Origin of the sequence: Kribbella flavida DSM 17836, assembly GCF_000024345.1 — a bacterium.
In the GTDB taxonomy this organism is placed as follows: Bacteria; Actinomycetota; Actinomycetes; order Propionibacteriales; family Kribbellaceae; genus Kribbella; species Kribbella flavida.
Genome location: NC_013729.1, coordinates 2,019,835 through 2,032,884, shown reverse-complemented (window position 1 = coordinate 2,032,884; position 13,050 = coordinate 2,019,835). Strand labels below are relative to the sequence as shown.

19 protein-coding genes are annotated in these 13,050 nt (G+C 71.6%); 7 read left to right on the top strand and 12 right to left on the bottom strand.

The genetic code is table 11. The features are described 5' to 3' along the window. Positions 1-51 precede the first annotated feature (51 nt). Positions 52-465 (top strand): MarR family winged helix-turn-helix transcriptional regulator, encoded by a 414-nt coding sequence (locus KFLA_RS09585; RefSeq protein WP_012919591.1) that lies wholly within the window; start codon positions 52-54, stop codon positions 463-465. A gap of 4 nt (positions 466-469) precedes the next feature. On the opposite strand, the gene KFLA_RS09580 is transcribed toward KFLA_RS09585, so the two are convergent. Further along, complete coding sequence (locus tag KFLA_RS09580; RefSeq protein WP_012919590.1) at positions 470-1,051, bottom strand: dienelactone hydrolase family protein; 582 nt, start codon at positions 1,049-1,051, stop codon at positions 470-472. A gap of 69 nt (positions 1,052-1,120) precedes the next feature. Between KFLA_RS09580 and KFLA_RS09575 the strand changes: the two genes are divergently transcribed. The 3 genes from KFLA_RS09575 to KFLA_RS09570 all read left to right on the top strand — a co-directional run bounded on the left by KFLA_RS09575 (position 1,121) and on the right by KFLA_RS09570 (position 2,697). Continuing rightward, positions 1,121-1,702, top strand: a complete 582-nt coding sequence (locus tag KFLA_RS09575; protein ID WP_012919589.1) for an ArsR/SmtB family transcription factor — start codon at positions 1,121-1,123, stop codon at positions 1,700-1,702. A gap of 51 nt (positions 1,703-1,753) precedes the next feature. Continuing rightward, on the top strand, positions 1,754-1,891 hold the full coding sequence (locus KFLA_RS37855) for a hypothetical protein (RefSeq protein ID WP_012919588.1): 138 nt from the start codon (positions 1,754-1,756) through the stop codon (positions 1,889-1,891). A 194-nt stretch (positions 1,892-2,085) separates the two neighbouring features. After that, positions 2,086-2,697 carry a class I SAM-dependent methyltransferase gene (locus KFLA_RS09570; protein ID WP_012919587.1) on the top strand — a complete coding sequence of 204 codons (612 nt, stop codon included), beginning with the start codon at positions 2,086-2,088 and terminating at the stop codon, positions 2,695-2,697. A 211-nt stretch (positions 2,698-2,908) separates the two neighbouring features. Here KFLA_RS09570 and KFLA_RS09565 read toward each other — a convergent pair whose 3' ends face one another. Beyond that, positions 2,909-3,442, bottom strand: a complete 534-nt coding sequence (locus tag KFLA_RS09565; protein ID WP_237706762.1) for a GNAT family N-acetyltransferase — start codon at positions 3,440-3,442, stop codon at positions 2,909-2,911. 54 nt (positions 3,443-3,496) lie between these two features. On the opposite strand from KFLA_RS09565, the gene KFLA_RS09560 reads away from it, so the two are divergent. Then, a complete protein-coding gene (locus KFLA_RS09560) occupies positions 3,497-4,000 on the top strand; it encodes a winged helix-turn-helix transcriptional regulator (protein WP_012919585.1) in 504 nt (167 codons plus the stop codon). A 6-nt stretch (positions 4,001-4,006) separates the two neighbouring features. Here the strand turns inward: KFLA_RS09560 and KFLA_RS09555 are convergent, their stop codons facing one another. Both KFLA_RS09555 and KFLA_RS09550 read right to left on the bottom strand, forming a co-directional pair. Then, a complete protein-coding gene (locus KFLA_RS09555) occupies positions 4,007-4,840 on the bottom strand; it encodes an ABC transporter permease (protein ID WP_012919584.1) in 834 nt (277 codons plus the stop codon). Continuing rightward, positions 4,837-5,748 carry an ABC transporter ATP-binding protein gene (locus KFLA_RS09550; protein ID WP_012919583.1) on the bottom strand — a complete coding sequence of 304 codons (912 nt, stop codon included), beginning with the start codon at positions 5,746-5,748 and terminating at the stop codon, positions 4,837-4,839. The genes KFLA_RS09555 and KFLA_RS09550 overlap by 4 nt, the downstream gene beginning before the upstream one ends. A 122-nt stretch (positions 5,749-5,870) precedes the next feature. On the opposite strand from KFLA_RS09550, the gene KFLA_RS09545 reads away from it, so the two are divergent. Next, positions 5,871-6,800, top strand: a complete 930-nt coding sequence (locus KFLA_RS09545) for a GbsR/MarR family transcriptional regulator (protein WP_012919582.1) — start codon at positions 5,871-5,873, stop codon at positions 6,798-6,800. A 24-nt stretch (positions 6,801-6,824) separates the two neighbouring features. Here the strand turns inward: KFLA_RS09545 and KFLA_RS39285 are convergent, their stop codons facing one another. The 3 genes from KFLA_RS39285 to KFLA_RS09535 form a co-directional block, all read right to left on the bottom strand. Then, a complete protein-coding gene (locus KFLA_RS39285; protein WP_012919581.1) occupies positions 6,825-6,950 on the bottom strand; it encodes a hypothetical protein in 126 nt (41 codons plus the stop codon). 136 nt (positions 6,951-7,086) lie between these two features. Then, positions 7,087-7,416 (bottom strand): DUF3140 domain-containing protein, encoded by a 330-nt coding sequence (locus KFLA_RS09540; protein ID WP_012919580.1) that lies wholly within the window; start codon positions 7,414-7,416, stop codon positions 7,087-7,089. 170 nt (positions 7,417-7,586) lie between these two features. Then, complete coding sequence (locus KFLA_RS09535; RefSeq protein ID WP_012919579.1) at positions 7,587-8,714, bottom strand: NAD(P)/FAD-dependent oxidoreductase; 1,128 nt, start codon at positions 8,712-8,714, stop codon at positions 7,587-7,589. Positions 8,715-8,870: 156 nt separating this feature from the next. Here KFLA_RS09535 and KFLA_RS09530 point away from each other — a divergent pair, with 156 nt between their 5' ends. Beyond that, positions 8,871-9,746: an SDR family oxidoreductase gene (locus tag KFLA_RS09530; protein ID WP_012919578.1), complete on the top strand. Its 876-nt coding sequence runs from the start codon at positions 8,871-8,873 to the stop codon at positions 9,744-9,746. A 66-nt stretch (positions 9,747-9,812) separates the two neighbouring features. On the opposite strand, the gene KFLA_RS09525 is transcribed toward KFLA_RS09530, so the two are convergent. The 5 genes from KFLA_RS09525 to KFLA_RS37845 all read right to left on the bottom strand — a co-directional run bounded on the left by KFLA_RS09525 (position 9,813) and on the right by KFLA_RS37845 (position 13,001). Further along, complete coding sequence (locus tag KFLA_RS09525) at positions 9,813-10,853, bottom strand: YihY/virulence factor BrkB family protein (RefSeq protein ID WP_012919577.1); 1,041 nt, start codon at positions 10,851-10,853, stop codon at positions 9,813-9,815. A 106-nt stretch (positions 10,854-10,959) separates the two neighbouring features. Beyond that, on the bottom strand, positions 10,960-11,628 hold the full coding sequence (locus tag KFLA_RS09520) for a DUF3618 domain-containing protein (RefSeq protein WP_012919576.1): 669 nt from the start codon (positions 11,626-11,628) through the stop codon (positions 10,960-10,962). Then, positions 11,604-12,065 carry a phage holin family protein gene (locus KFLA_RS09515; RefSeq protein ID WP_012919575.1) on the bottom strand — a complete coding sequence of 154 codons (462 nt, stop codon included), beginning with the start codon at positions 12,063-12,065 and terminating at the stop codon, positions 11,604-11,606. Before KFLA_RS09515 ends, KFLA_RS09520 begins: the two co-directional genes overlap by 25 nt. Position 12,066: 1 nt before the next feature. Then, positions 12,067-12,717, bottom strand: a complete 651-nt coding sequence (locus KFLA_RS37850; protein WP_049797294.1) for a hypothetical protein — start codon at positions 12,715-12,717, stop codon at positions 12,067-12,069. A 113-nt stretch (positions 12,718-12,830) separates the two neighbouring features. Then, complete coding sequence (locus KFLA_RS37845; protein WP_012919573.1) at positions 12,831-13,001, bottom strand: hypothetical protein; 171 nt, start codon at positions 12,999-13,001, stop codon at positions 12,831-12,833. Positions 13,002-13,050: the final 49 nt, after the last annotated feature.

Below are 13,050 nucleotides of genomic sequence, written 5' to 3'. Positions count from 1 at the left end.
GTGCTGATCATATGCAGTTGCTTATGATTTGTCATCCCTACACTCGGGGACATGGAACGGGAGGACCTCGGAGCGCTGTTCGCCCGGATCACCCGCCGGCTGGCGGAGGCGGAGCGCCCGTTGCTGGAGCGCCACGGCCTGTCCATGTGGGGGTACAGCGTGCTGGTCTGCCTGAGCGACCAGCCGCCCGCCACCCAGCAGGCCCTGGCGCAGGCGATCGGCTACGACAAGAGCCGCCTGATCGCCCTGCTCGACGACCTGGAAGCCGACGGCCTCGTCGCCCGGCAGCCGGATCCCTCCGACCGCCGGGTGCGCATCGTCCGCCTCACCGACGCGGGCACCACCCGCCTGACCGCCGCCCGCGCCGACGTCCGCGCGATGGAGGAGGAGCTGCTCAGCCCACTGACCGCCGCCGATCGCCGCAGCCTGCTGAAAGCCCTCCCCCAGCTCGCCGACGGCAGCTGACCGCTCAGTCGAGGCGGGCCAGGAACTCGAGGGTCCGGGTGGTCAGCAGGGTCGCGGCCGCCTCGTCGTACGACGGGAGCGAGGAGTCGGCGAAGAGGTGCTCCTTGCCGGGGTAGAGGAAGAGCTCGGCCTGGTCGGTGGAGGCGACGAGCGCGCGGGCCGCGTCGAGGTCGCCGTCCTCCTCGACGAAGAACGGGTCCCCGTCCATGCCGTGGATCTGGACCGGGACACCGGCCGGCCACGCCTCACCGAACTCCGAGACCGGCACGCAGGAGTAGTAGAGCAGCGCTCCGCGAGCGCCCGGACGAGTCTGGGCCAGCTGCTGCGCGGGCATGACCCCGAGCGAGAACCCGGCGTACACGACGGCGTCGCCCAGCGCCTCGGCGGCGGCGATCCCGCGGGCGCCGACCGCGCCGAAACCCGTCTGCCGGGCGTAGTCCAGGCCCTCGTCGAGGGTGCCGAAGACCTGCCCCTCGAAGAGGTCTGGTGTGTGCACGGTGTGCCCTGCGCGGCGCAGCTCTTCGGCGAAGGCCAGCACCCCTTCGGTCAGCCCCTGCGCGTGGTGGTACAGCACGACCTCGGCCATCATCTGCTCGCTTTCGGTGCGAATGATCCAAATATCTCGAACAGTCGGGGATATTAGTATGATTTGCCCATGGTGAACAGCCCGGTGCCCGACTACGAGCTCGCGGAGACGCTCGAGCTGACCACCGCCGAGCAGGTGCGGGCGATCAGCGATCCGCTGCGGACGACGATCCTGGGGCTGCTGCACGAGCGGGCCGCGACGGTCACCGAGCTGGCGACCGCGGTCGGCCGGCCGAAGAGCACGGTGGCGCACCACGTCAAGGTGCTCGCCGACGCGGGCCTGCTGCGGGTGGTTCGGACCCGGCGGGTGCGGGCGATCGAGGAGCGGTACTACGGGCGGGTCGCGCGGATGTTCTACGTCGGACTCGGCCGGCAAGCCGACGGCGACGAACTGCCCCAGGACTTCAACGACTTCGAGGTCGCGGCGAAGGAGTCGGCGCAGGCGTACGACGCCGGGCAGCTGCGGTCGTTCATCCGGCACGCGCGCATCCCGGAGCACCAGGCGGCGGAGTTCTGGCGACGGGTGGTGCAGGTGATCCACGAGTTCGACCGGTTGCCGCGCGGAGGCGACACGGCGTACGGGTTCACCGTCGGGCTCTACCCGATGCTCGGTTATCCGACGCTGCCGCCCGCGCGCGACGAGGAGCAGTGAGCGCCGGTGGTCGGGGCGCATGATCGTCGTCCGGCCGGGTACCGACGCGAGATGAGCGAGCAGACTCCCGAAGGTGACGAGTACGAGGACCAGGACGCCGAGCCGACGATGACGGCGCCGGAAGAAGGCCGCCCGGACGGCCACGTCGCCGAGGACGACCAGGACGAGAACGGCGACTCCCAGCCCTGACCAACCACCCCCCCCCCGCCGCCGGCTGACGAACGCCGTGCCGACGGACACCGACTCTCGTGGGTTGACCCGTCGCAGACATGGTTGGCCAGTCAGAATTTGGTGGGCCAACCATGCATCTGATGGGTTGACCCACGAGAGTCCGGCGGGGCAGCAGCGGCGGGCTGGGTCGCCGTACACCGGATACTTCGGGTGTGGATCCGAAGGAGGTGGTGCGGCGGGGGTACGACGTGCTGTCGCACCGGTACCGGGCCGACGACGCGGGCGAGGCGGACTATGCGCCGTGGATCGCGGGACTGCTCGAGCGGTTGCCGGAGCGGGCCGACGTGCTGGATCTCGGCTGCGGGAACGGCGTACCGATGGCCCGTGCGTTGGTGAACGCGGGGCACGCGGTGACCGGCGTCGACTTGAGCGAGGTGCAGGTCGAGCGGGCTCGGAGGCTCGTACCGAGGGCGTCGTTCCTGCAGGGCGACGCGACGGCCGTCGAGTTTCCGACCGCGGCGTTCGACGCAGTGGTGTGCCTGTACGCCCTGATCCACGTACCGCTCGACGAGCAGCAACCGCTCGTACGCCGGGTCGCGGGCTGGCTGCGACCGGGAGGTTCGCTGCTGGCGACAACCGGAGACACCGCCTGGACCGGCAGTGAGCAAGGCTGGCTCGGCGGGGACGCCACGATGTGGTGGAGCCATGCCGACCGCGCGACGTACCGCGCCTGGTTCACCGCCGCGGGGCTGGAAGTCGTCACCGAAGGGTTCCAGCCGGAAGGCGACAGCGGCCACGCCGTGTTCTGGTGCCGGAAGAGCTGACCGACCACGGCCGGACGAACTGGACGTCAGCCGGAGGGGGTGCCGGCGGTTCGCCTTGGCCGCCGGCACCCGCCGCGCCGGGGGCGCGGCCCCCGGTCGCCCTGGCTCCTCGGAAGACCGGGCGACGGGAGGCCCCAGGTAACCCGCGCAGGCGGTGGCAAACCTTCGCTTCGCTTTCCGTCCTGGGCGATGCAGCCGACCGCGGCAGTTGTCACGCGAGCCAGGTGGCGTGGGTGGCGGGAAGCAGGAAGTTGATGAGCGCGCCGTCACGCTCGGCCTGCGCAGTCGGCCAGTGGCGGCGGACCAGGCGCAGCGTGCGATCGTTGGCGGCACTCACGACGACCAGGAACTGCGCGGCGCCGGCCGCGACGGCGTGCGTCGCGGCCAGGGCGACCATCCGCAGACCGAGCCCGCGTCCCTGGCACGGGTCCGCGACGACGATGGCCAGCTCGGCGGTGGGCGCGCCGGTGACACCGTGCGCCCAGGCCCACATCGCGTGCGCGACGAGGCGGTGCTCGTGCTCGGCGACCCAGCACCCGCCCGTCGGCTCGACCAGCGGATCGATCAGCGAGGGCCGCGGCGGCCGGCCGACGGCGGTCTGGAACCGGAAGTACAGGCTCAGGTCGGACAGCCCGGTGAGCATCTCGGTGAGCGCCCCGCGGTCCCCCGGACCGGCCGGCCGAACGACGAATCCGTCGCCCGTCCGCGGGTGCTCGACCACCGGTGCCACCTGAGTCTGGTTCACAGAGTCAGCGTGGCCGGGTTGGCTGAGTCTGTCAAGTGGACTTATCCTCGCAGCATGAGCGAGCAGGAGACGATGCCGGAAGCACTGCGCTGGTCGACGGCGAACTGCACGATCAGCCGGACGATGGAGATCCTCGGCGACAAGTGGACCTTTCACGTCCTGCGCGAGGTCTTCGTCGGCCTCCGCCGGTTCGAGGACATCCGGACCCGGACGGAGATCCCCCGTCAGGTGCTCACCGACCGGCTCGCCCGGCTGATCGAGCGGGGTCTGCTGCGCCGTGTCCCCTACCGGTTGCCCGGCCAGCGGGAGCGCTACGAGTACCGGCTCACTCAGGCCGGTCTCGACCTGTACCCGGTACTGGTCGCCCTGGTGCAGTGGGGCGACGAGCACCTGCCGCTCGACGACGGGCCGCCCCTGGTCGTGCACCACCGGGGCTGCGACGAGCAGGTGACCGTGAAGCTGCAGTGCGCGGCCGGCCACGAGCCCACCCCGCGCGAGGTCGCCTTCCGCACCGGCCCGTCCGCCCAGCCCCGACTCGTGAACGGCGAGCCCGTCTAGGCTGCGTCAGCCGACCCGCTGCAACGCCCGGTCGCGACGGGTCGCGACGGAGGAACCCGATTCCCGCCGCGCCATCCTGCGCAGGACGAGCGGGGCGATCAGCAATCCCAGCACCGCCCAGACACCCAGCACAGCCACGGTCTCGGCCTGCCGCCACGCCGCGCCGATCTCGACCGCGACCATTGCGTCAGGCAACAAAGCGGATCGGGTGCCGAGCCCGAGCCAGTAGATCGGCGACAGCTGAGCGATCCACTGCACCCAGTCCGGCAGCGCGGTGACCGGGTAGAAGATGCCCGAGATCGCGATCAGCCCCAGCACGGGCAGCTGTACCAGTCCCTGGGCCCGGGCGCTGGGAAAGACCGAACCGAGAATCGCACCCAGCGGCAGCGTCGCGACCAGACCGAGCACCAGGACCCACAGCACCGTGAGCCAGGAGGCCGGGGCGAGGTCGAGCCCGTCGACGAGCAGCAGGCCGGGAATCAGCAGGATCGCCAGATCCGCGATCAGGCCGCCCGCGACCGAGACCACCTTGCCGACCAGGTACCCCCGCATCCCGTCGGGCGTCGCCTTCGCCCGCAGCAGGGTGCCGTCCTCCCGGTCCGCGGTGAGGTGCTGACTCATGCTGACCATGCCCATCGCCGCGTTCATCCCGAGAATGCTCGGCAGAGCGAGCGTGCCGAGGGCGAACCCGGTGCCGGCGAACTCCCGGTCCCGCAGGAAGAACAACGCCACCAGCATCAGCCCCGGCCACAGGAAGTGGCCGAGGAGATCGGCTCCGTTGGTGAACGACTGCCGCAGCTCGATCAGGCCGCGCGCCCACCCCACCCGGACGCCGTTCACCGCGTCACCTCCAGGTCGGCCTCGTTCTGCGCCGCCACGTCCGCCGCCACCAACGCCAGGTAGGCGTCCTCGAGCCGAGCCCGCCGGACCTCCAGCTCCTGTACCGCCTCACCGTGCCGGGCGAACAACTCGCGCACGAAGGTGGTGGACTCGGCCGTCACCTCGACGTACTGCCGGCCGTCCAGCCGCCACCTGACCTCGTCCTGGGCTGCGATCTGCCGGGTCAGTTCGGTCGTCGTGCCGCTGGCGACGACCCGGCCGGCGGACAGTACGAGGATGCGGTCGGCCAGCTTGCTCGCCTCGTCGAGGTCGTGGGTGGTGAGCAGGATCGTGGTCTGCAGGTCGGTCGCGAGCCGCCGCACCAGCGTGTGGAAGGCGTACCGGGCGGCGGGATCGAAGCCGGTGGTCGGCTCGTCGAGGAACAGCAGATCCGGCCGGCCGACGATGCCGATGGCAACATCCAGTCGGCGGCGCTGACCACCCGACAGGGTTCTGATCTTGTGGTGAGCGTGATCGGTCAGACCGACCAGCTCGACCAGCTCGGCGGCGTCCCACGGGCGCCGTACCGCACTCGTGGAGTACGGCGCGTAGTACCGGCCGAGGTGGGCGAGCAGCTCCTGGACCCGCCACTTGCCGTGGTCCCGCCACGACTGCAGGACGACGCCCAGCCGTGCCCGCCAGGCCTCATTGCCGTGCGCCGGGTCGACCCCGAGCACGCTGACCTGACCGGCCGACCGCACCCGGAACCCCTCCAAAATCTCGATCGTGGTGGTCTTGCCCGCGCCGTTCGGACCGAGCAGCGCGAGCACCTCCCCGGAGCGTGCCTGGAAGCTGACGTCGTGCAGTACGTCGACCGCGCCGTACCTCATCCGCAGACCGCGGACGTCGAGCGCACCTTGTGTTCCCATGGCCGGGAAGTTATGTTGCGTTCAGCTCGTCGGCAATCAAGCGAGCGCCTGAAGGTCCTTGTTTGCCAACGATTTCGGCCGATTGGTGCAATGAGCTGTCGGTAAAGCATCCAGGAGGAACGATGCCGGGCGGCCGCCTGACCCACGAGGAACGCCGGTTGATCGGTGCCGGACTGGCCGACGGACTCGGGTACGCCGAGATCGCGCGGCAGCTGGACCGGCCGACCTCCACGGTGAGCCGGGAGGTCACCCGCAACGGTGGTCCGCGGAGCTACCGGCCCGATCACGCGCACCACGCGACGGCGTACCGGGCGCGTCGCCGGCCGTCGGCGGCCAGCGGCTGGGTGCTGGGCGAGGAGGACGTCGCCGGTCGCGATCCGCAGGCCGTGCGGGAGTTCGCGGAGCGATTCGCCGCGGCGATGACGGCGACCGGCCTGCCGAGGATGGCCTCGCGGGTGCTGGCTCGGCTCTACACCACCGACTCGCGCAGTCTGACCGCGGCGCAGCTCGTCCGGCAGCTCCGGGTCAGTCACGCCTCGGTGTCCAAAGCGATCGGGTACCTGGAGCAGCTGGAGATGGTCGAGCGCGGGCGCGATCCGGGCCAGCGCCAGGAGCACTACGTCATCGCCGAGGACGTCTGGCTGCGTGCCTGGACGACCAGCGCCCGAACCACCGCCGAGATGGCCCGGACGGCGTCGGAGGGAACCGAGCTGTTCGATGCCGCGACGCCGGCCGGCGCCAGGCTGCGACAGATGGCGCGGTTTTTCGCCCAACTCAGCGACGACATGTCCGGCGGTCCGTCAGCCGCTGCCGCCGAGGACGCCGCGACCGTGTTCGCCGCGCTGCTGCACGCTCGGCGGCCACTCACCGCTGCTGAGTTGGCGGCCGCGTTGGAGTGGCCGCTCGGGCGCGTCACCGACGCGCTGCGCGACGCCGAGGCCTTCGCGCCGTTCACCGACCCGCTGGCACTCGACCGCCCGACGTCCGACACCTATGGGGTCGCGGCGGCCCCGGACCGGCTCACCGAAGCCCAACGCATGGCGCTGCGCTGACTCGACGTCGGTCGGAGGCATCGATCAAGGCAGCAGCACTCCGGTCAGCACCAGCACGATCAGCGTGAGCCCGACCAAGGTCGCGGCCCAGTCCTCGCCGAAGCGCGCCCAGCCGGTGCGCTCGGCGCCGTCATCCGGTTCCTCGAACATGCCGACCTTCCCTGGGGCGTCCTGGGCACCCACAGTAGAAGGAAACGAATCATCAGTGACCGGATCGACAAACCGCTCGCATCTTGAGACGACCGCCCGGCCCCGCTGCCCGGGGCGGCGGGGCCGGGCGGGGTCGTCAGCGCTTCGGGTCGTGGCCCCAGTTCATCAGCGAGTACCGCCACGGAGTGTCGGTGACGTCGCCGCTCGGGCGCTGGGCCAGGTGCCGGTGCACGTAGCCGACGACCTTGCGCATGTGGGCGTAGTCGTCGTCGCCGAGATCGGCCTTCTTGGTCCCCAGCAGCTCGACGATCCGCCGGCCGCTGTGGTGACCGACGGACTCGTCGTCACCGGACTTCTGCCCGACCGACTGCGACTCGTCGGTGTCCAGCCAGTCCCGCAACTGCTTCGGCGTCATGTTGATCACCTCGCGGAACTCCGACCAGATCTGCTCGCGGTCCTCGGCCATCCTGGGTCCTTCCGGTCTTGGCGGGTCGTCCCGACGGAACAGGGCCGCGCCGGGCGGTCTGCCGACCTGGCGCACGGTGCGCGGACGCGAAATGTCCCTGCCGCTGGGTACCCCGCACCGCGGTGGAAAAAACACCTCGGCGAACGCGCGGAACGGCACGCCCGGCGTTGTCAGCGCCGGACCAGCGAGCGCAGCACCCGACCGGTGATCGTGCCGTCCGCGAGGCCCAGCTCGACCAGGTCGTCGAAGATCCGCTGGTCGGCCGCGGCCGCGCGGATTCCGCGATCGAGCACCAGCGGCGACCCGCTCAACCGGGCGGCCAGCGCGGTGTGCCACAGGTGCCGGCCGAGCGCCACCCGGGTCGAGGCCCGGTACGCCGTGCCCGCGCCGCCTTCGTCGCCGGTGCGGATCGCCCCCGCGGCAGCGCGACCGGCCAGCAGACCGGTCGCGACCGCGTAGTAGATGCCCTCCCCCGTCATCGGGTTGATCAGCCCGGCCGCATCGCCCGCCAGCAGCACCCGGCCGTCCGGGGGACGCCAGGACCACGACGACAACGGCAGGTGGTGCGCGCGCCACTGCGCCCCGCCGGCCGTGGCTCCAGGCAACAAATGCTCCAATTTGCCCAGCAGCTCGGCCCGGGTGGGATGCGGCCGCCGCGCGGTCAGCGCTTCGCCGTACCCGACGTTGCACAGCCCGTCGCCCCGGTCGAACGACCAGGCGTACGACGGCTGCGTGCCGGGCCCGTACACGATCGCCTGCCGGCCGGCCCGCTCCGGCGGAGTCGGCGCGTAGCCCCGGAGAGCCAGCGCCACCGGACCCCGGCCGCCACCACCAGCCCGGCGTACGACGGAAGCCGCGCCGTCCGCGCCGATCACGATCTTCGCCGCGAGCTGGTCGTCGATCCGGACCACGTCGCGGTACACGCTCAGTCCGCGGACCCGGTGCCGGACGAGCTGTACGCCGGCGGCCTGCGCCGCGAGCACCAGCCGGTGGTCGAACACCTCACGCGGCACGACCCAGTTCGGCCGGGTCATCGCGCGGTCGACGACGTGCGGACCGCGTTCCAGCGCGAGCCGCCGGACCGGCGTCCAGTCGTCGAGCAGGCCGGTGACGCCCACCTCGCCGAGCAGGTCGAGCACGTGCGGAGCGATCCCGTCGCCGCAGGTCTTGTCCCGCGGGAAGTCGGACCGGTCCAGCATCACGACGGTCAGCTCGGGGGCGGCGGCCCGGACCCCCAGGCCGGCGGCCACTCCGGCCGGGCCCGCGCCGACGATCACGACGTCCCAGACAGGTTTCACACCCGCTCCTTCCGCCGCTGCTCGACTCCACCAGTGTCCCCTGGACGGCGGCAGCCGCGCCCGGGTCGCTTTTGCACAGTCGTCGTCGGGGTACCGCGAACAGGGCGGCAACGAACCGCCGCCGCCGACAGCACCGACGCTACGAAAGGACCATCGATGAGCGACCCGACAGAGGGTTACCCGCAGCCGGACGACCAGGGGCCGGAGCAGCTGGAGCATCCTGGCCGGAGCGCCGACATGGACCTCCAGCCGGACCACGGGGAGCAGAGCTACCGGGGCAGCGGCAAGCTGGAAGGCAAGCGCGCGCTGATCACCGGTGGCGACTCCGGCATCGGCCGGGCGGTCGCGATCGCGTTCGCGCGCGAGGGCGCCGACGTGCTGATCTCCTACCTCGAGGACGAGGAGACCGACGCCCGCGAGACCTGCCGGCTGGTCGAGCAGTCCGGCCGCCGGGCGGTCGCGGCGCCGGGCGACATCCGGGACGAGCAGCACTGCCAGGCCCTGGTCGACCAGTGCGTCGCCGAGCTCGGCGGACTCGACATCCTGGTCAACAACGCCGCCTACCAGATGGGTCAGGACGGCATCGCGGCGATCACCACCGAGCAGTTCGACCGGGTGATGAAGACCAACGTGTACGCGATGTTCTGGCTGTGCAAGGCGGCCCTGCCGCACCTGTCGGCCGGTTCGACGATCATCAACACGACCTCGATCCAGGCGTACGAGCCGTCGCCGGCGCTGCTCGACTACGCCACCACCAAGGCGGCGATCCTCAACTTCACCAAGGGTCTCGCCCAAGAGCTCGCGCCGAAGGGCATTCGGGTCAACGCGGTCGCCCCCGGGCCGATCTGGACCCCGCTCATCCCGGCCACGCTGCCGGCCGACAAGGTCGACCAGTTCGGTGCGGACACCCCGCTCGGCCGCGCGGGGCAGCCGGCGGAGCTCGCCCCGGCGTTCGTGTTCCTCGCGTCGGACGACTCCAGCTACATCACCGGCGAGCGGATCGGCATCACCGGCGGCAAGCCGCTGCCGTGACCGGACGGACGACGGCCCCGCTCCGGAACTGTCCGGGCGGGGCCGTTCTCCGTTGGCGGGCCTCGGCTACCCCGGCGGGGAGTCGGCCTTGACCGCGTTGCGCTCACCGAGCGGCTGGGGCGGACCCTTCGTGGTGTCCCGCACGGTCTGCTGCTCGCTCTCGGCGTTGATCTCGGCCCCGAGCAGGATCGCGTACGCCGTCAGCCACAACCACAGCAGCAGGATCGCGACCGCGGCGAGACTGCCGTAGGTCTTCGCGTAGTTGCCGAAGGTGGAGACGTAGACCGAGAAGCCGATGCTGGCCAGCAGCCAGATCACGGTGGCCACCGCGGCTCCGACCGACACCCAGCGCATCCTGGGCGCGTCCCGGTCGGGCGCGACCCGGTAGACGACCGCGAGCGCGATGGTGATCAGGATGATCGCGACGGCCAGCCTGGCCACCTGCAGCAGGACCCGGACGACGGTCGAGCTGTCGTCGATCAGGGCACCGACCGCGAGCAGGCCGGCGGCCAGCAGCACGAAGACGATCGCGCCGAGAGTGAGTCCGAGGGCGAGCAGCTTGCGCTTGACGAACCCTCGCGTCTCCTCCTCGTCGTAGGCCAGGTTGACCGCGCTGATCAGATAACCGACGCCGCCCGAGGCGCTCCACAGGGCCGTTGCCAGAGCGATCACCAGGCCGATGCCCAGTCCCTGTTGCGGGGCCGCGGCGAGCGATTCGACCTGCTGGAGCAGGATGTCCCGCGCCGAGGCGGGCACCGCCGCCGTCAGTTCCTCGACCTGCGAGCGCATCTGGCTCGGCTCGGCGACCAGCCCGTAGCCGAGCACGATCGCGGCGACCGCCGGGAACAGGGAGAGAAAACCGAAGAACGCCACGCCGGCGGCGAGCAGCGGGACCTGGTCGGTCGACGCCTCCTTCCAGGCCCGGCGGACGATGCGCCACCAGCCGCCGGCCGGGATCTCGCCCGGCCGCTCGGCGTCTGCCCCGGGAACGTCCCGCTGCGCGGCCGCCGCCCGGTCGTCCTGGCTGGTCGATCGGTCGCCCGGGGAGGACGACCGCTCGTCCGCGCCGGGCGACCGGTCGCCGGCGGGCGATCTGTGGTCGTTCATGGCCGGATCCCCCTGCTCCACCGCGCTCCGGTCACCGCAAACGCCCTGACCCCCGGTCTCCGCTTCAGCGGAGTCCGGGGGTCAGGGGTGTGAAGGCGGAACGGCATCAGCGGTTCTGCCGCACCGTCTCGGCCGAGTCGCGGGCCTCGCCCTTGACGTCCTGCGCGGCCGACTGGCCCTGGTCCTTCACTTCGGCGGCCGCCTCGGCCGCGGTGTCCTTCACGTGCTGGACCGCTTCCTGCGCGGGCTCCTGCAGGTTCTCCTTGAGCTCCTGCGCGATGCCCGACGCCTGCTCCTTCAGCGGGTCGACGGCCTTGTCCTTCGCCTGCTGAGCGAGCTCGCGCTCCTTGTTCGACGGCGGCAGCGCGGCCGACAGCACATAGCCGAGCGCGAAGGCCACCACCCCCGCGGCCAGCGGCGCGCCACGGGTCTGCTCCCGCGCCTGCTGCGGTGCGGATCCGACCGCGTGCACGACCGCGCTGCCGGCGTCCTGCACCGACGACCCGACCGACTGGACGGACGAGCCGACGGAATGCACCGAGGAGCCAACCGACGACCCTGCCGACGATGCGGCCGAACCTGCGCTGTCGGTCAGCGACCCGACCTTGCCCATCACGCGGTCGCGCATCCGGTCCACGCCCTCGCGGACCCGGCCGACCCGGCGCTGGACCACCCGGCTCGGGCTGACCTTGTCGGTCAGGGCGTCGACGTCACGGCCGAGGTTCTGCCGGGTCTGCTCGATGTCCCGTCTCAGTTCTTGCGTGTCTTCAGCCATTGTGCGTCCTCCTTGAGTGTCTCGACCGTCTGCTCCGGGGTCGGGTTGACTTCCTTCAGTGCCTTGCGCCCGGCCGAAGCCAGCACGGCCGCCACCACGGCCCAGATGACCGCCACGATCAGCGCGGCCCAGGCCAGGTGCATGACCTCGCCCAGCGCCCACATCACGGTCAGCGAGACAAACAGCGCCAGCATCCAGCCGGCGAACGCTGCCCCGCCGAGCATCCCGGCACCCTTGCCCGCCAGCTTCGCCTCGTCCCGCAGCTCTGCCTTGGCCAGCGCGAGCTCCTGGCGGGTCAGCGTGCCGAGGTCCGTGGTGATCTGCGAGACGATCTGGCCCAAGGACTCGGTCTCGTACGACGGAGATGCCGTGGTCGACCCAGTGGTGTTGTCCGGCAGGTACGGGTCCTGGCCGCCCGCTGTGTAAGGCCCGCTCATCTCACTGTCCCGATCCGGGCCCGAACCGCGGCTGCACCGGTGCGCCAGGGTCGAGATCCGGCGCCGACGGCGTCGGCTGCGGCGGTACGGGGTGACCTCCCGGGGCACCCATCGGCGGAGTGCTCATGCCGGGTCCGCCGGGTCCGCCCATCGGCGGCGGCGGTCCGCCGGCCGGTCCGCCCGGGCCCGGGTAGCCCGAGCCAGGTCCACCCGTACCAGGTCCACCCGGGCCGCCCATCGGCGGCGGTCCACCAGGACCACCTGAGCCGGGGTAGCCTCCGCCCGGTCCACCGGGTGCCGGGCTGCCCAGAGGGCTCGGCTGGGCCGGCGGCGGCATGGTACCTCCAACCGGGCCAGGCGGCGGCGGTACCGCGCGGCCGTTGCCGCTGTACTCACCGGCCGAGTAGCCGTTGTCGATCGACCTGTCGCTGCCGGGGGCTCCGGCCGACATCGCACGGGTCATCCGGCCGGCGACCACGCCGGCCGCCACCGCGCCGAGCAGGAACCGGCCCGGCCGCCGTCGTGCCATGTCGCGCACGTCCTCGAGCACGTCGCTGAGTTCGCGACCGTCCAGGAATTCCGCGGCCTGGTTGGTCCAGTCAGCACCGTGCCGGGCCAATTGGGCACCCCAGCCGGAGCCGTGCTCAGCCATGCTGCGGAGTTCGTCCTCCATCGACCGCAGGCCCTGAACGGCCTGGTCGCGCTGCTGGCCGGCCCTGCTGGCCGACCTGCTCCCGCGTCTGTCCGAGCAACTGCCGGGTCTGCTCACGAACGTCGGACGTCACGTCCGACGCCTTCTCTTTTGGCGGTTCCCGCCACGTCCCGGGCGGCGTCCACGGCGCTGTCCTTGAGGTGGCCCGCCTCGTCGCGCGCGGTGTCCGTCACCCCCCCGGTGCCGGACGTCGTGCCGACCGGTTGGTTCGTCATGGGCGTCATCAGGCGCCTCCCTTCTGTTCGAGCCACTCAGGTAACCCGCAGGTGACGT